The sequence below is a fragment of the Pseudomonas sp. LF020 genome, from assembly GCF_053456425.1.
The window spans coordinates 21308-37808 of sequence record NZ_JBRFIX010000016.1; the positions used below are offsets into that span (position 1 = coordinate 21308).

Here is a 16501-nt window from a genome sequence, read left to right on the forward strand (position 1 = left end):
ATGTCAGATAGCATCAATGTTGAATGTGCCGACGCCTTCGCGAGCAAGCTCGCTCCCACAGGGTTTTGTGTTTCAGCGTTTGATCAGGTGCACCGCCAGCACGTCGCAAGGTGCGCCGTGCAGTACGTCGTTGGCCGTGGACCCGAGCAGCAGCGCCAGACCGTGGCGGCCGTGGCTGCCGACCACGATCAGGTCGCACTGGTTTTCCTTGGCGAAATGATGGATTTCCTGACGTGGCTGACCATAGGTCAGGTGGCAATTGGCGCCCTCGAGTTCGGCGTATTTGGCTTTCAAGCGCTCAAGGCGCTCCTTGGCCTGATCGAACTGCTGCTGTTGCAGTTGTGACAGATCCATCGGCACATCGCCGCCGAATGCCATGGCCATCGGTTCGACGATATGCACCAGCGACAGCTTGGCGCCATTGCTCACCGACAGCTCTCGGGCGCGGTGGATCACAGGGTCGCACTCTTCGGTCAGGTCTACGGCGACCAGGATATGGTTGTAGGGCATGAGGTGCTCCTCGTGACGGTTCAATATTGTTAAGTATGGCTGGTTTCAAGCGCATTGGTTCCAAAGTGACACAATGCGTTCACCTTAAGTCGGGAGTAGAGATATGACGGTCTGGTTGGTGGTGTCAATCCTGCTGGTGGTTTTGAGTCCACTGGCATGGTTGCGCCCGTCGCGCGTGCAGAGCGGCCGTATGGCCTTGCGCATGGAGGCGCGACGCATCGGGCTGGCCATGCAGCTGGCACCTCAGGAGTGGCCGCACTGGCTGTCTCAGGAACCGCCCAGCCCGTGCGCGCAATATCATCGGCCACGGCGTGGCAGTCAGCCGGCTTGCTGGGCCTACTGGCAAAAATCGCCGGGCCTGTGGGTCAATCAATGGCAGGAAGTCTGCGAGGACCGCTTGCTGCTCGATTATTTCGAAAAGTTGCCGGGCAACGTGTTCAAGGTCGAGGCCGACAAGCAGATGATCGCCTTGTACTGGGGCGAGAAGGGCGAAACTGAAGTCTTGCAGCACATCGACGCCACTCTCAAAGCCCTCGCCTGAATTACAAATTCCACTGTAGGAGCTGCCGCAGGCTGCGATCTTTTGATCTTGTTTTTTAAGATTAAAAGATCGCAGCCTGCGGCAGCTCCTGCAGCGGGCATTTCGCAAGCAATTAAAAGCCCGACAACATCATCGGGCGGGTTGGCCAGGCAGGCCGGTAATTCGCTGTGGGCTGATCTTGCGCTGGGCATTCGCCAAAAGCGTTCATATTTTTCGCCGGGATTCCGCCTGCGTAGCCTGTTAAACAAGGCTCGCCGGGAATTAGGGCGACTTTTCTAACTATTGATTCTATGAATGGCTTTGCATGCAGCTGCGTGTTGCGGATCTGTGTGCAACGGAAATGACCGCAAAGTCGCATTTCAACCCGTATTTTGGGCGATTGACAATTGTTGGAAATTCCGTGAAGGTGACGTACCCAAATCAAACGGGCGTATGAATTGAGCGTTTGTCTTACAGACTGCTCCTACAGAATCCCGACTATCGCGTTGGCGGGTGTGCCGGGTGGATTGGCGTCAGCATCGACGAAAAAGCGTCCTGCCGAGCCGTTTACCTGCGTCCGACGTGTACTGTTCAGCTTCCATATCGTGGAGATCAGTTGATGATTTACGAAGGTAAAGCCATCACGGTTAAAGCTCTTGAAAGTGGCATCGTCGAATTGAAATTCGACCTCAAGGGTGAGTCCGTCAACAAGTTCAACCGTCTTACCCTGAACGAACTGCGTCAGGCCGTAGACACCATCAAGGCAGATGCTTCGATCAAGGGCGTGATCGTCAGCAGTGGCAAGGACGTGTTCATCGTCGGCGCCGACATCACCGAATTTGTCGACAACTTCAAGCTGCCGGATGCCGAGCTGGTTGCTGGCAATCTCGAAGCCAACAAGATCTTCAGCGATTTCGAAGACCTCAACGTTCCGACCGTGGCCGCGATCAACGGCATCGCCCTGGGTGGCGGTCTTGAAATGTGCCTGGCGGCGGACTACCGCGTCATGTCGACCAAGGCCAAGATCGGTCTGCCGGAAGTCAAGCTGGGCATCTACCCAGGCTTCGGCGGCACCGTGCGTCTGCCGCGCCTGATTGGCGTCGATAACGCCATCGAGTGGATTGCCGCCGGCAAGGAAAACCGCCCTGAAGACGCCCTGAAAGTCAGCGCCGTCGACGCCGTGGTTGCTCCAGAGAAGCTGCAGGAAGCGGCCCTTGAGCTGATCAAGCGTGCCATTTCCGGCGAGTTCGACTTCAAGGCCAAGCGTCAGCCAAAACTTGAAAAACTCAAGTTGAACGCCATTGAACAAATGATGGCCTTCGAAACCGCCAAAGGTTTCGTGGCAGGTCAAGCCGGCCCGAATTACCCGGCGCCGGTCGAAGCGATCAAGACCATCCAGAAAGCCGCGAACTTCGGTCGTGACAAGGCGCTGGAAGTCGAAGCTGCGGGTTTCGTCAAGCTGGCCAAGACCTCTGCCGCGCAGAGCTTGATCGGTCTGTTCCTGAACGATCAGGAGCTGAAGAAAAAGGCCAAGGCCTACGACGAAATCGCCAAGGACGTGAAGCAGGCTGCTGTACTGGGCGCCGGCATCATGGGTGGCGGTATCGCCTATCAGTCGGCCTCCAAAGGTACGCCGATCCTGATGAAAGACATCAACGAGCACGGTATCGAGCAGGGGCTGGCCGAAGCCGCCAAACTGCTGGTTGGCCGCGTTGACAAGGGCCGCATGACCGCCGCGAAAATGGCTGAAGTGCTCAACGGCATTCGTCCGACCCTGTCCTACGGCGACTTCGGTCACGTCGATCTGGTCGTAGAAGCCGTGGTCGAGAACCCGAAGGTCAAGCAAGCCGTGCTGGCTGAAGTCGAAGACAAGGTCAAAGAGGACACCATACTGGCGTCCAACACCTCGACCATTTCCATCAGCCTGCTGGCCAAAGCCCTCAAGCGTCCGGAAAACTTCGTCGGCATGCACTTCTTCAACCCGGTGCACATGATGCCGCTGGTGGAAGTGATCCGTGGCGAGAAGTCCAGCGAGCTGGCAATTGCCACTACCGTTGCCTACGCCAAGAAAATGGGCAAGAACCCGATCGTCGTCAACGACTGCCCGGGCTTCCTGGTCAACCGCGTCCTGTTCCCGTACTTCGGCGGTTTCGCCAAGCTGGTCAGCGCCGGCGTGGACTTCGTCCGCATCGACAAGGTCATGGAAAAATTCGGCTGGCCAATGGGCCCGGCGTACCTGATGGACGTGGTCGGTATCGACACCGGCCACCACGGTCGTGACGTGATGGCTGAAGGTTTCCCTGATCGCATGAAGGATGACCGTCGTTCGGCCATCGACGTGCTGTACGAAGCCAAGCGTCTGGGTCAGAAGAACGGCAAGGGCTTCTACGCCTACGAGGCTGACAAGAAAGGCAAGCAGAAGAAGGTTGCCGACCCGTCGGTGCTGGAAGTGCTCAAGCCGATCGTTTACGAGCAGCGCGAAGTCACTGACGAAGACATCATCAACTGGATGATGATCCCGCTGTGCCTGGAAACCGTGCGTTGCCTAGAAGACGGCATCGTTGAAACCGCCGCCGAAGCCGACATGGGTCTGGTCTACGGTATCGGTTTCCCTCCATTCCGTGGCGGTGCGCTGCGCTACATCGATTCGATCGGTGTTGCCGAGTTCGTTGCCCTGGCTGACCAGTACGCTGATTTGGGCGCGCTGTACCACCCGACCGCGAAGCTGCGCGAAATGGCCAAAAACGGCCAGAGCTTCTTCGGTTAAGCGCCCCCAACTAGAGTGAGAGTGAACTTATGAGCTTGAATCCTAGAGACGTCGTGATTGTCGACTTCGGTCGTACTCCGATGGGCCGCTCCAAGGGCGGCATGCACCGCAACACCCGCGCCGAAGACATGTCGGCGCACCTGATCAGCAAACTGCTGGAACGCAACGCCAAGGTCGATCCTGCTGAAGTCGAGGACGTGATCTGGGGCTGTGTGAACCAGACCCTGGAACAAGGCTGGAACATCGCGCGCATGGCGTCGCTGATGACCCAGATCCCGCACACCTCGGCCGGCCAGACCGTCAGCCGTCTTTGCGGCTCGTCGATGAGTGCCCTGCACACAGCAGCGCAAGCGATCATGACCGGCAACGGTGACGTGTTCGTGGTTGGCGGCGTCGAGCATATGGGTCACGTGAGCATGATGCACGGTGTTGATCCGAACCCGCACATGTCGCTGTACGCGGCGAAAGCCTCGGGCATGATGGGTCTGACCGCAGAAATGCTCGGCAAGATGCACGGCATCACCCGTGAGCAGCAGGACGCCTTTGGCGTGCGCTCCCACCAGTTGGCCCACAAGGCAACTGTGGAAGGCAAGTTCAAAGACGAAATCATCCCGATGCAGGGCTACGACGAAAACGGCTTCCTGAAGCTGTACGACTACGACGAAACCATTCGTCCGGAAACCACCCTGGAAAGTCTGGCGGCCCTCAAGCCTGCCTTCAATCCAAAGGGCGGCACCGTGACTGCCGGTACTTCGTCGCAGATCACCGATGGTGCTTCGTGCATGATCGTGATGTCGGCGCAGCGTGCGCAGGACCTGGGGATCCAGCCGATGGCGGTGATCCGTTCGATGGCAGTGGCGGGTGTGGATCCGGCGATCATGGGCTATGGTCCAGTGCCGGCGACACAAAAAGCCCTGAAGCGTGCGGGCCTTGGCATCAACGATATCGACTTCTTCGAACTCAACGAAGCTTTCGCTGCACAGGCGCTGCCAGTGCTGAAAGATCTAAAAGTGCTCGACAAGATGAACGAGAAGGTTAACCTGCACGGCGGCGCGATCGCCCTGGGTCACCCGTTCGGTTGCTCCGGTGCACGTATTTCCGGCACCTTGCTGAACGTGATGAAGCAGAATGGCGGCACCTTCGGGGTGGCCACCATGTGCATTGGTCTCGGCCAAGGCATCTCCACCGTCTTCGAACGCGTTTAAGCGTCTCGTCGATGGAAGCCGGGGCCAAGTGCCCCGGTTTTTGTTTTTGTGGATTTATTTTTGTATTTATTTTGAAAAAATTTGAGTGAGGGCCAAAACATGCCGATACAACCTGGGCTCTACCAACATTACAAAGGTCCGCAGTACCGCGTATTCAGTGTTGCGCGACATTCCGAGACCGAAGAGGAAGTGGTGTTTTACCAAGCACTGTATGGGGATTACGGCTTTTGGGTACGCCCTTTGAGCATGTTCGTCGAGTCTGTCGAGGTTGACGGCGAGCAGGTGCCACGCTTTGCTTTGGTGCAAGCCGAACCGAGCCTTTTTTCCAAGGCATGAGGCGAGTGCGTACAGAACCCTGTGCTTGACCTCACCTTGTATCAACTATATATAGCGGTGCCGCGTCAGGCGCCAACCGCCTTTCACTTCTAGAATTCAGGAATTTTCTGATCCATGGGCAAATCGCTGGTCATTGTGGAATCCCCGGCTAAGGCCAAGACCATCAACAAGTATCTGGGCAACCAATACGTGGTGAAGTCGAGTATCGGCCATATCCGAGACCTGCCCACCAGCGGTTCGGCTAGCGCCAGCAAAGAGCCAGCCGCCAAGCGCGGCAAGGCTGCCGCGGGCGAGGGGCCGGTGCTCACGCCGAAAGAGAAAGCGCGCAAGCAACTGGTCTCGCGCATGGGTGTCGATCCCGAGCATGGCTGGAAAGCCCAGTACGAGATCCTACCGGGCAAAGAGAAGGTCATCGAAGAGCTGCGCCGGCTCGCCAAGGATGCTGACACCATCTATCTCGCAACCGACTTGGATCGCGAGGGGGAAGCCATTGCCTGGCACCTGCGCGAAGCCATCGGTGGTGACGACAGCCGCTACAAGCGCGTGGTGTTCAACGAAATCACCAAGAAGGCGATTCAGGAAGCCTTCTCCGAGCCGGGCGAGCTGGACATCGATCGTGTGAACGCCCAGCAGGCGCGTCGTTTCCTCGACCGCGTCGTGGGTTACATGGTCTCGCCGTTGCTGTGGGCGAAAATCGCCCGTGGCCTGTCGGCCGGTCGCGTGCAATCGGTTGCCGTGAAGCTGGTGGTCGAGCGTGAGCGCGAGATTCGTGCGTTCAACCCGGAAGAGTACTGGGAAGTGCACGCTGATCTTGGCACCGCCAAGGGTTCGACCGTACGTTTCGAAGTGGCGCGCGAGAAGGGTGAAGCCTTCAAACCGCTCAACGAAGCCCAGGCCATGGCCGCGCTGGAGAAGCTCAAGTCTTCCAGCTACAGCATCGTCAAGCGCGAAGACAAACCGACCAGCAGCAAGCCGTCGGCGCCGTTCATCACGTCCACCCTGCAGCAGGCCGCGAGCAACCGCCTGGGCTTCGGCGTGAAGAAAACCATGATGATGGCCCAGCGTCTGTACGAAGCCGGCTACATCACTTATATGCGTACCGACTCGACCAACCTCTCGGTTGATGCCGTGGCGATGGCGCGCACCTACATCGAAGACGAGTTCGGCAAGAAGTACCTGCCGGAAACGCCGAACGTCTACAGCAGCAAAGAAGGCGCACAAGAGGCTCACGAAGCGATTCGTCCTTCCGATGCCAACACCACTCCAAGCAAGCTGGTGGGCATGGAGCGCGATGCGGAGCGCCTCTACGAGCTGATCTGGCGCCAGTTCCTCGCTTGCCAGATGCTCCCGGCGCAATACCTGTCGACTACCGTCAGCGTAGGAGCTGGCGACTTCGAGCTGCGCGCCAAGGGCCGTATCCTCAAGTTCGACGGTTACACCCGCGTCATGCCGCAGATCGCCAAGCCTGGCGATGACGATGTTCTGCCGGACATGGCGCAGGGCGACGCGATGAAGCTGATCAAGCTCGATCCGTCGCAGCACTTCACCAAGCCGCCGGCCCGTTACTCCGAAGCGAGCCTGGTCAAGGAAATGGAAAAACGCGGCATCGGTCGTCCTTCGACCTATGCAGCGATCATTTCGACCATTCAGGATCGCGGCTACGTGACCCTGCACAACCGTCGTTTCTATTCGGAAAAGATGGGCGATATCGTCACCGAGCGTCTGTCGGAGAGCTTCTCGAACCTCATGGACTACGGCTTCACCGCCGGCATGGAAGAGAACCTCGATGATGTAGCTCAGGGCGAACGCGACTGGAAAAACGTGCTGGACGAGTTCTACGGTGACTTCAAGAAGAAGCTCGAAGTAGCCGAGAACCCGGAAAGCGGCATGCGTGCCAACCAGCCGGTCATGACTGATATCCCGTGCACCACGTGCGGTCGTCCGATGCAGATCCGTACTGCATCGACCGGCGTGTTCCTCGGTTGCTCGGGTTACAGCCTGCCACCGAAAGAGCGCTGCAAGGCCACCGTCAACCTGGTGCCGGGCGACGAGATTGCTGCGGACGACGAGGGCGAGTCGGAGTCGCTGGTGCTGCGCGGCAAGCATCGCTGCCCGATCTGCAGCACCGCGATGGATGCCTACCTGCTCGACGAGAAGCGCAAACTGCACATCTGCGGTAACAACCCGGATTGCGCCGGTTACGAAATCGAGGAAGGCAACTATCGCATCAAGGGCTATGAAGGTCCGAGCCTGGAGTGCGACAAGTGCGGCAGCGAGATGCAGCTCAAGACTGGCCGTTTCGGCAAGTTCTTCGGTTGCACCAACCCGACCTGCAAGAACACCCGCAAACTGCTGAAGAGCGGTGACGCGGCGCCGCCGAAGATGGACCCGGTGAAGATGCCTGAGCTGAAATGCGAAAAGGTCAACGACACCTACATCCTGCGCGACGGTGCTTCCGGTCTGTTCCTGGCGGCCAGCCAGTTCCCGAAAAACCGCGAGACCCGTGCTCCGCTGGTGATCGAGATTCTGCCGCACAAGGACGAGATTGATCCGAAGTACCACTTCCTCTGCGAAGCACCGCAGAAGGACCCTGATGGTCTGCCGGCAGTAATCCGTTACAGCCGCAAGACCAAGGAGCAATACGTGCAGACCGAGGTCGACGGCAAGCCTACCGGCTGGAAGGCTTACTACGACGGTGGCAAGTGGACTGTTGAAGACAAGCGCACGAAAGCCAAGGCTGAGTAAGCGTTAGCCTGATACACAAAAGGCCGCATGATGACCCTCGGGTTTCATGCGGCCTTTTTGTTTTGTGCTTGCGGTCGGATCCGTTGATCCACGACACTGTCGGGTCTGTGTGACGCAATTATTTCGCTGTGGAGACTATCGGCATGGCGCACGAACTCTATACCCGCACCAATCAGAAGATCTATTTCGCCGGCCTGTCGCTGGAAGCTCTGGCTCGCGCCGAAGAGGGGCGGGCGATGAATTCGTTGGCGTTGATTCAGGCCGGGCGTGAATCGGCGCTGTTTCACCTCTACGGTGCGCTGTTGGGGCTGTGTCATGAGATCGCCGGTTTCTATCGTCTGCCTCAGGCCAATGCGTCGCGGGCCGAAGCGCTGTTGACTCGTGATGTTCTGGAGTCGATTGCGATCCCTGAGCTGGCCGAGATGGTGGAGCTGGCCGGTAACCCTGAAACCTGGCTGGCGAAACTGCTGGCGGCGCACTCGGCGTTGTTCCAGCCGCCACGGGTGCCACACAAGCCCAAGGGCGATGTGACGCAGCCATTGATTCAGGCGGTTAATCTGGATGAAGAAGAGTCGCCGCAGGAGTTGAGTCGCGAAGAGCTGGAGAGCTGGCGGCAGCATCTCAAAGGCTTGGCCATCCGCTTTCGCGAAGGCTTGAACGAGTGCTGAGGACAATTGACACAGTGGCAATCTGAAACATGCTGCTGGTCAAGATCCCGAGCGAAGCCTGAATGATGTCTATATAATCCCTGCCTTTCGTGGAGAACAGACCTATATGCCAACGTCCTTTCTAGAAATTGTCGAGTTACCAGACGGCCGAATCGAACTGCGCAGGGCTGAGGACGAGGGTTCTCTGGTGACGCTGGATTTCTCCGAGGATGCCAAGGCGTTCCTGCAAGGCCAGCACGTGGAAATCGCCAAGGCGATGTTGAGCGTCGGCGTACAGATGGCCGGTCGTATGGTCGAAGGCGAATTTGATAAGGAAGAAGGGCCGCGGGTTCTTCACTGATCCCCGCTGCTTTTTGGTGTCTGCCGTTACTGCACCAAGTTGGCTTCTCTGTCCCTGGAGAAGCCCTGCGCTTCACACAGCGCGTGTTACACGCGAATCAACCCAATCGAATGTTCAGGCTCTGAGCGTCGCCCGTGCGGGCAGCGCTGATCAGCTGTTGCCGTGAACCGAGCGTCAGCGGGTTGAGCCAAGTCACGACCGTGTGGCTGCGACCCAGACGCAATGCTTCACAGGCCAGTTGCTGAGCGCTTTGCGCGCCGCGTGGTTGCAGCAGCAGAATGCGTTCACGGTTCAGGCCGGCCTCGCGCAGCCAGATTTGTGTCAGGCTGGCTGGAGGGGCGATCAGCGTCAGCCAGCGTGCGTCCTGATCCTCGCTCAGTTCGCGAAGGATCGGGGCTAGCAGGTTCAGGCAGTTCCCGGCTGCGCCGCGCAGTGACAGCTCACTGAATACTTCCGGTTCGGCAATCCATGGGCGCTCGACCACGTCTTTCAGGATCGGGGCCATCGGTTGTGCCAGAAACGCTTCGAATAAAGACAGTTGTGTCTGCTGAGGTGTGTGTGGGAACTGCATAAAGCCTCCTTTAGCGGCGGATGACGCCGACACTCAAGCCTTCAATCACCAGTTCCTGATCTTTCAGGTCGACTTCGATAGGGGCGAACTCGGGGTTTTCGGCGATCAGCCAGACCTTGCTGCCTTCGCGCTTGAAGCGCTTGACGGTCACCTCATCGCCGATACGTGCGACGACCACCTGGCCATTGCGTGCTTCGCGGGTGGTATGCACCGCCAGCAGATCACCGTCGAAAATGCCGATGTCCTTCATGCTCATGCCATGCACGCGCAACAGGTAGTCGGCGCGGGGATGAAAGAAGGCCGGGTTGATGTTGCAGGACTCTTCGATGTGTTGCTGGGCGAGGATTGGCGCGCCGGCGGCGACCCGGCCAATGATCGGCAGGGTGGAGTCGTCAGCCTTGGCTTCGAAGCCGGGGATGCGAATGCCGCGGGAGGCGCCCGGGGTCATCTCGATAGCGCCTTTGCGGGCGAGGGCCTTGAGGTGTTCCTCGGCCGCGTTCGGCGACTTGAAGCCCAGCTCCTGAGCGATTTCCGCGCGGGTTGGCGGGTAGCCGTTGTCTTCGAGGCAGCGTTTGATAAAGGCCAGAATCTCGGCTTGGCGTGGCGTCAGCTTTAGCATATTGATCGCTCTGTCTTTTTATACAGTGACTGGGATTATATACAGTGAAGCGGTCTTGGCAATGCCCGTTTTTTTACAGGCCGCCGGACGGTCGGCGGCCTTGCTGATTAATGAAGCGGGCGAGTGTGGTTAAATAGCTGACCGACCATTCCCAAAGCGAACCGGCAGGCTTGACAAGGCACAGGCTGAAACGTATGTTTCAAACAAGTGTTTGTCAGGCGGAGTAGCCATGGCCCAGTCGGAAACCGTTGAACGCATTCTTGATGCTGCCGAGCAGTTGTTCGCGGAGAAAGGTTTCGCCGAAACCTCATTGCGTTTGATCACCAGCAAGGCCGGGGTAAACCTGGCGGCGGTGAACTATCATTTCGGCTCCAAGAAGGCGCTGATCCAGGCGGTTTTCTCGCGCTTCCTCGGGCCGTTCTGTATCAGCCTCGACAAGGAGCTGGAGCGGCGGCAGGCCAAGCCTGAAAACAAGCCGACGCTTGAGGAACTGCTGGAAATCCTCGTTGAGCAGGCGCTGGTGGTGCAGCCACGCAGCGGCAACGACCTGTCGATCTTCATGCGCTTGCTCGGCCTCGCGTTCAGTCAGAGCCAGGGCCACCTGCGTCGTTATCTGGAAGACATGTACGGCAAGGTGTTCCGCCGCTATATGCTGTTGGTCAACGAAGCGGCTCCACGCATTCCTCCCATCGAGCTGTTCTGGCGCGTGCACTTCATGCTTGGTGCTGCGGCGTTCAGCATGTCCGGGATCAAGGCCTTGCGCGCGATTGCCGAGACCGATTTCGGTGTCAACACCTCGATTGAACAGGTGATGCGTCTGATGGTGCCATTCCTCGCCGCTGGCATGCGTGCCGAAACCGGTGTCACCGACCCGGCGATGGCGACTGCGCAGCTTCGCCCGCGCAGCAAATCGACTCCGGTGGCCGCCAAGGTTTAACCGCACACGGGTGGGCGCGGCTGCTTGTATCCGCTAAGCTAGCCGCCCATGCCGACTTTCGTTCTGAACCCGATCTCCATAGAAATTATTGGCCTGCCGAGCACTGCTCACGGTAGCGATTTCTGGCGGATCGGGTTTTTCGTTTTCAAGGAATCTCTATGACTGCTGGCCTGCAAGGCTCGTTGATGGTGGACGTCGCCGGTACCTGGCTGACGGCCGAAGATCGCCAATTGTTGCGTCAGCCCGAAGTGGGCGGCCTGATCATTTTCGCGCGCAACATCGAGCATCCACGCCAGGTGCGTGAGCTCAGTGCGGCGATCCGCGCCATTCGCCCGGATCTGCTGCTGGCGGTGGACCAGGAGGGCGGTCGCGTGCAACGCCTGCGTCAGGGCTTCGTGCGCTTGCCGGCGATGCGCGCCATTGCCGACAACCCGAACGCCGAATTCCTCGCCGAACAATGCGGCTGGATCATGGCCACCGAAGTGCTGGCGGTCGGCCTCGACCTGAGTTTCGCCCCGGTACTGGATCTTGATTACCAGCGCAGCGCCGTGGTTGGCACTCGTTCGTTCGAGGGCGATCCCGAGCGCGCCGCATTACTCGCCGGCGCCTTCATCCGTGGCATGAACAGCGCGGGCATGGCCGCTACCGGCAAGCATTTCCCCGGTCACGGCTGGGCCGAGGCGGACTCCCATGTGGCGATCCCGAACGACGAGCGCAGCCTCGACGAGATCCGCGCCAACGACCTCGTACCCTTCGCCAGACTCAGCAAACAACTGGCCGCAGTGATGCCCGCCCACGTCATCTACCCGCAAGTCGATTCGCAGCCTGCCGGGTTCTCCCGCCGCTGGTTGCAGGACATCCTGCGCGGCGAATTGCAGTTCGACGGCGTGATCTTCAGCGACGACCTGTCGATGGCCGGCGCCCACGTGGTCGGCGATGCCGCCAGCCGGATTGAAGCCGCGCTCAGCGCCGGTTGTGACATGGGCCTGGTGTGCAACGACCGGGCAGCGGCCGAACTGGCTCTGAGTGCTGCGCAACGGATGAAGGTCAAGCCGTCCGCGCGCATCGCCCGCATGCGCGGGCAGGCGTTCGCCAGCACCGACTACCGCCAGGACCCGCGCTGGCTTACCGCCATCGGCGCGCTCAAAGACGCTCAACTGATCGATTAAGGATTTTGCTATGACGGTTTACGCAATCATCGGTGGCACCGGTCTGACTCAACTCGAAGGGTTGACCATTCGCCAGTCGCTGGCGGTGGACACGCCCTACGGTGCGCCATCGGCCGACGTGCAGATCGGCGAATACGCCGGCAAAGAAGTGCTGTTCCTCGCCCGTCATGGCCATCCGCACCGTTTCCCGCCGCACAAGGTCAACTACCGCGCCAACCTGTGGGCGCTGAAGCAGGCCGGCGCCGAGGCGATCATCGCGGTCAACGCGGTGGGCGGGATCCATCCGGCCATGGGCACCGGGCATTTCTGCGTGCCACACCAGATCGTCGATTACACCAGCGGTCGCGAGCACACGTTTTTCGCCGATGATCTGGAGCACGTCACCCACATCGATTTCAGCTTCCCCTACAGCGAGCCACTGCGTCAGCAACTGATCGCCGCGCTGGCTGACGAAGGTTGCGAATACAGCGATCAGGGCGTGTATGCCTGCACTCAGGGCCCGCGCCTGGAAACCGTGGCCGAAATCGTGCGTCTGGAGCGCGATGGCTGCGACATCGTCGGCATGACCGGCATGCCGGAAGCGGCACTGGCCCGTGAGCTGGATCTGGATTACGCCTGTCTGTCGCTGGTGGTGAACCCGGCAGCGGGCAAGACCACGGCGGTTATCACCATGGCCGAGATCGAGCAGGCGCTGCATGACGGGATGGGCAAGGTGAAATCGACGCTCGCGCGGGTGTTGGCCAGCTAAGGGCTGTCCATGAGCATTTTCATCGAGCGGCTTAAAGGGCTGGCATGGACTCACGCATTCAGTAGCAAGGCGTTGGCCAAGGCCCGCGCTTATGCTGCCGATGATCGGGTAGAGATCATCGAGATCGATGACAGGAAAATCGAGGCGTTCTGCGTCGGTTCGGAAACTCAGGCGTATGAACAAAGCATCTACCTGTCCGAAGATCGCCTGGGATCTATTAATTTGCGTTGCATATGCACCTGCCCCGTCGTGATTGATTGCAAGCACTGCGCGGCGGTGCTCTATCACCTGCAGGGCATTGACGATGATACGTCCGAAAGTGACGCACAGATCCCCATGGGGCGGGCGCTGGAGCATTGGCTTTCGACTATCCCCGTTCCGGTCAAACCCGTCGACGAAAGGGCGCAAATCGCGGGTACGCGCTTGTTTTACAAGCTCAAACCCACGTCTGCGAACGGCAAGTGGCTGCTCGATATTTTCAAGGTCCATCAGCTCAAGAGCGGCGAGTTACGCGAAGTAAAACCGATGTATTCGCTCTCGGACATGCTCATGCGCCAGCCCGGTTATTTGTCCGAACTGGATCTGCGCGTCGCCAGGCTGTTGGTCGCCTTGCATTCCCATCATGCCTATTACAGCGGCTATCCGCTGGAAGGCAGCAGTGGCGCGGAATTGCTGGAAATGCTCCTGCGCACCTCGCGCCTGTTCCTCGACTTCGAAAACTTGCAGCCACTGTCGCCGGGCGAGAAACGCATGGGGTGGTTCTCTTGGGCCGAGCAGGCCGACGGTGGGTTCCACGCCCAGTGGAGCAGTGCCGAGGCAGCGCAGGAAACCGTGCTGGCGCTGGAGCCGCTTTATTACCTTGATCGTGAGCAGCGACAGGTTGGCCCTCTGTTCAGTGAGCTGGAAGAAAAACTGGCCTGCCATTTGACCCTCGCCCCAGACATCCCCGCGCGTCAGGCGATGCAGTTCAGCCATCGCATGAGCGCGATGACCAAAATCCCGCCGCCGCACAAACTCACCGAACGAATCATTGATGACGTGTTTCCGCAGCCGCAACTGACCTTGGTCAGCGGCCGGGAGCGTTCGCGCTGGGAATACGTTCTGGAACACCGCGCCGCTCTGGTGTTTACCTACAACGGTCATCCGGCGGTGGATCGTCATCCGGAAGTGATGATCCTCAATGGCACTGAAACCCAGCGCATTCGACGCCAGCCTGCGATGGAAAAGAAGCTGCGCCAGAGCCTGCAAAAGCACGGCTTCAAAAAAGCCACGCGCAAGAGCGCTATGGATCGTCCCGGCGAGATGTTCACCTTGCCGGATGATTCCGCCTGGCTCGGATTCATGCACGAAGGGCTTGCCACACTGCGCGCCGCGGACTGGGAAATCGAAATCAGTCCCGGCTTCCATTTCGATGTGCAGCCGGTTGAACACTGGTACGCGGAGGTTGAAGAGGAGGTCGGGCATCAATGGTTTGATCTGCAACTGGGCATCGTTGTCAATGGCGAGCGCTACAGCTTGTTGCCGATCCTTCTGCATCTGTTGCGCACCCAGCCACGTTTGCTCGACCCGGTGAATCTGGCGCAACGCAGCGACGACGAAAAACTCCTTATTGAACTCAAGCCCAGCGGTTTTGGTGACCCGGCAGGCGCCAAGGTGGCGTTGCCGCTGAGTCGGGTCAAACCGCTGATGGCGACGCTGGGCGAGCTGTACCTGGGCGGACATCAGGGCGATGCGCTGCGCTTGACTGCTCCAGACGCCGCGCGCCTGAGTATGCTCGATGGCGTGCCACTGGAATGGCAGGGCGGCGAACGCCTGCGCACTTTTGCCAAGCGGCTGCACAATTCCAGTCACACCCACATTGCTGCGCCGGCCGGCCTTAATGCGCAACTGCGCCCATATCAGCTCGAAGGCCTTGGCTGGATGCAGACTCTGCGGGAGCTGGAGGTCGGCGGCATTCTTGGCGATGACATGGGCTTGGGCAAAACCCTGCAGACCCTGGCGCATCTGCTCACGGAAAAGCACGGCGGGCGCCTCGATTGCCCGGCACTGGCGGTGATGCCGACCAGTCTGATTCCCAACTGGCTCGACGAGGCCCAGCGCTTCACGCCTCAGTTGAAGGTCCTGGCGCTGCATGGGACCGGGCGGCAAAAAGACTTCGCCAATCTCGCCGAATACGACTTGGTGCTGACCACTTACGCCTTGCTGCCCAGGGATCTTGAAACGTTGCGGCCGCAGTCGTGGAGCGTACTGATTCTCGACGAAGCGCAGAACATCAAGAACCCGCTGAGCAAAGCGGCGCAGGCCGCACGTGACTTGCAGGCCCGTCAGCGCTTGTGTCTGAGCGGCACGCCACTGGAAAACCATCTCGGCGAGCTGTGGTCGCAGTTTCATTTCCTCATGCCTGGCTGGCTGGGCGACAGCAAATCCTTCAACCGCGATTACCGCACACCGATCGAGAAGCATGGCAATGTCCAGCGCATGCAGCACCTGACGGCGCGCATCAAGCCGTTTCTGCTGCGTCGCAAGAAAGATCAGGTCGCCACTGAGCTGCCGCCGAAAACCGAAATCATCCATTGGGTTGAACTCAGCGACGGCCAGCGCGACGTCTATGAAACGGTGCGCGTGGCGATGGACAAAAAAGTGCGCGATGAAATTGCCCGCAGTGGTGTGGCGCGCAGTCAGATCATCATTCTTGATGCCTTGCTCAAGCTGCGGCAGGTCTGCTGCGATCTGCGCTTGATCAACATGCCTCTCACGGCGAAGGCATTGCGCTCGGGCAGCGGCAAGCTGATCAGCCTGATGGAGATGCTCGAAGAGTTGCTCGGCGAAGGTCGGCGCATCCTGCTGTTCTCCCAGTTCACCTCGATGCTGGCGCTGATCGAGCAGGAGTTGCAGCAGCGCGCTATCGGTTATTCGTTGCTGACTGGCGACACCACCGACCGGCGCACGCCAGTCAAGAATTTCCAGGGCGGCAAGGTGCCGTTGTTCCTCATCAGCCTCAAGGCTGGCGGTACCGGTCTGAACCTGACGGCTGCGGACACGGTGATCCACTTCGACCCGTGGTGGAACCCGGCAGTGGAGAATCAGGCAACTGATCGCGCTTATCGTATCGGGCAGAACAATCCGGTGTTTGTTTACAAGTTGATTGCCAAAGGTACCGTGGAGGAAAAAATCCAGGCGCTGCAGCAGGAGAAGGCTGCGCTGGCCGGGGCAGTGCTGGAAGGGGGTACGACAGGTGGGTTCAAGCTGGAGCAGAGTGACATCGAGGCGCTGTTTGCGCCGCTGCCGGTTTCCAGGGGTTGACTGTCCAGGTCAGAGTTCGACATCTGATGGCCCCATCGCTGGCAAGCCAGCTCCCACAGGTTT

The 16501-nt window shown here is 59.3% G+C and carries 14 protein-coding genes; 11 read left to right on the top strand and 3 right to left on the bottom strand.

Annotated elements, in window-relative coordinates; translation table 11 throughout:
- Positions 1-72 precede the first annotated feature (72 nt).
- A complete protein-coding gene (locus ACU680_RS25915) occupies positions 73-510 on the bottom strand; it encodes a universal stress protein (protein ID WP_400764767.1) in 438 nt (145 codons plus the stop codon).
- A 103-nt stretch (positions 511-613) separates the two neighbouring features.
- Here ACU680_RS25915 and ACU680_RS25920 point away from each other — a divergent pair, with 103 nt between their 5' ends.
- The 7 genes from ACU680_RS25920 to ACU680_RS25950 all read left to right on the top strand — a co-directional run bounded on the left by ACU680_RS25920 (position 614) and on the right by ACU680_RS25950 (position 9091).
- Positions 614-1051, top strand: a complete 438-nt coding sequence (locus tag ACU680_RS25920) for a hypothetical protein (RefSeq protein ID WP_448180912.1) — start codon at positions 614-616, stop codon at positions 1049-1051.
- Positions 1052-1649: 598 nt separating this feature from the next.
- On the top strand, positions 1650-3797 hold the full coding sequence (gene fadB, locus ACU680_RS25925) for a fatty acid oxidation complex subunit alpha FadB (RefSeq protein WP_007961812.1): 2148 nt from the start codon (positions 1650-1652) through the stop codon (positions 3795-3797).
- 29 nt (positions 3798-3826) lie between these two features.
- Entirely contained in the window at positions 3827-5002 is a 1176-nt protein-coding gene (gene fadA / locus ACU680_RS25930; RefSeq protein WP_003226599.1) for an acetyl-CoA C-acyltransferase FadA, read from the top strand.
- Positions 5003-5101: 99 nt separating this feature from the next.
- Complete coding sequence (locus tag ACU680_RS25935) at positions 5102-5338, top strand: DUF1653 domain-containing protein (RefSeq protein ID WP_007961814.1); 237 nt, start codon at positions 5102-5104, stop codon at positions 5336-5338.
- 114 nt (positions 5339-5452) lie between these two features.
- Positions 5453-8083, top strand: coding sequence for a type I DNA topoisomerase (topA, locus tag ACU680_RS25940; RefSeq protein ID WP_448180913.1), 2631 nt, complete (start codon positions 5453-5455; stop codon positions 8081-8083).
- A 143-nt stretch (positions 8084-8226) separates the two neighbouring features.
- The gene (locus ACU680_RS25945) at positions 8227-8751 is read left to right on the top strand and encodes a DUF6586 family protein (RefSeq protein WP_367085200.1); all 525 of its coding nucleotides are present in this window, start codon (positions 8227-8229) and stop codon (positions 8749-8751) included.
- A gap of 106 nt (positions 8752-8857) precedes the next feature.
- Complete coding sequence (locus ACU680_RS25950) at positions 8858-9091, top strand: hypothetical protein (protein WP_003226592.1); 234 nt, start codon at positions 8858-8860, stop codon at positions 9089-9091.
- Positions 9092-9188: 97 nt separating this feature from the next.
- Here ACU680_RS25950 and sulA read toward each other — a convergent pair whose 3' ends face one another.
- Positions 9189-9662 (bottom strand): SOS-induced cell division inhibitor SulA, encoded by a 474-nt coding sequence (sulA, locus tag ACU680_RS25955; protein ID WP_448180914.1) that lies wholly within the window; start codon positions 9660-9662, stop codon positions 9189-9191.
- 10 nt (positions 9663-9672) lie between these two features.
- Positions 9673-10281, bottom strand: coding sequence for a transcriptional repressor LexA (gene lexA / locus ACU680_RS25960; protein WP_003226590.1), 609 nt, complete (start codon positions 10279-10281; stop codon positions 9673-9675).
- Between the two features lie 229 nt (positions 10282-10510).
- Here lexA and ACU680_RS25965 point away from each other — a divergent pair, with 229 nt between their 5' ends.
- The 4 genes from ACU680_RS25965 to ACU680_RS25980 all read left to right on the top strand — a co-directional run bounded on the left by ACU680_RS25965 (position 10511) and on the right by ACU680_RS25980 (position 16438).
- A complete protein-coding gene (locus ACU680_RS25965) occupies positions 10511-11218 on the top strand; it encodes a TetR/AcrR family transcriptional regulator (RefSeq protein WP_007961819.1) in 708 nt (235 codons plus the stop codon).
- A 158-nt stretch (positions 11219-11376) separates the two neighbouring features.
- Positions 11377-12387, top strand: a complete 1011-nt coding sequence (nagZ, locus tag ACU680_RS25970; RefSeq protein ID WP_367085199.1) for a beta-N-acetylhexosaminidase — start codon at positions 11377-11379, stop codon at positions 12385-12387.
- Between the two features lie 10 nt (positions 12388-12397).
- Positions 12398-13135, top strand: a complete 738-nt coding sequence (locus ACU680_RS25975; RefSeq protein ID WP_448180915.1) for an S-methyl-5'-thioinosine phosphorylase — start codon at positions 12398-12400, stop codon at positions 13133-13135.
- Between the two features lie 9 nt (positions 13136-13144).
- Positions 13145-16438 (top strand): DEAD/DEAH box helicase, encoded by a 3294-nt coding sequence (locus ACU680_RS25980; protein ID WP_448180916.1) that lies wholly within the window; start codon positions 13145-13147, stop codon positions 16436-16438.
- Positions 16439-16501 lie beyond the last annotated feature (63 nt).

Excerpts from the sequence above, each read along its gene's own strand:
- ACU680_RS25915 (WP_400764767.1), bottom strand. The coding sequence starts at position 510 with ATGCCCTACAACCATATCCTGGTCGCCGTAGACCTGACCGAAGAGTGC.
- ACU680_RS25920 (WP_448180912.1), top strand. The coding sequence starts at position 614 with ATGACGGTCTGGTTGGTGGTGTCAATCCTGCTGGTGGTTTTGAGTCCA.
- fadB (WP_007961812.1), top strand. The coding sequence starts at position 1,650 with ATGATTTACGAAGGTAAAGCCATCACGGTTAAAGCTCTTGAAAGTGGC.
- fadA (WP_003226599.1), top strand. The coding sequence starts at position 3,827 with ATGAGCTTGAATCCTAGAGACGTCGTGATTGTCGACTTCGGTCGTACT.
- ACU680_RS25935 (WP_007961814.1), top strand. The coding sequence starts at position 5,102 with ATGCCGATACAACCTGGGCTCTACCAACATTACAAAGGTCCGCAGTAC.
- topA (WP_448180913.1), top strand. The coding sequence starts at position 5,453 with ATGGGCAAATCGCTGGTCATTGTGGAATCCCCGGCTAAGGCCAAGACC.
- ACU680_RS25945 (WP_367085200.1), top strand. The coding sequence starts at position 8,227 with ATGGCGCACGAACTCTATACCCGCACCAATCAGAAGATCTATTTCGCC.
- ACU680_RS25950 (WP_003226592.1), top strand. The coding sequence starts at position 8,858 with ATGCCAACGTCCTTTCTAGAAATTGTCGAGTTACCAGACGGCCGAATC.
- sulA (WP_448180914.1), bottom strand. The coding sequence starts at position 9,662 with ATGCAGTTCCCACACACACCTCAGCAGACACAACTGTCTTTATTCGAA.
- lexA (WP_003226590.1), bottom strand. The coding sequence starts at position 10,281 with ATGCTAAAGCTGACGCCACGCCAAGCCGAGATTCTGGCCTTTATCAAA.
- ACU680_RS25965 (WP_007961819.1), top strand. The coding sequence starts at position 10,511 with ATGGCCCAGTCGGAAACCGTTGAACGCATTCTTGATGCTGCCGAGCAG.
- nagZ (WP_367085199.1), top strand. The coding sequence starts at position 11,377 with ATGACTGCTGGCCTGCAAGGCTCGTTGATGGTGGACGTCGCCGGTACC.
- ACU680_RS25975 (WP_448180915.1), top strand. The coding sequence starts at position 12,398 with ATGACGGTTTACGCAATCATCGGTGGCACCGGTCTGACTCAACTCGAA.
- ACU680_RS25980 (WP_448180916.1), top strand. The coding sequence starts at position 13,145 with ATGAGCATTTTCATCGAGCGGCTTAAAGGGCTGGCATGGACTCACGCA.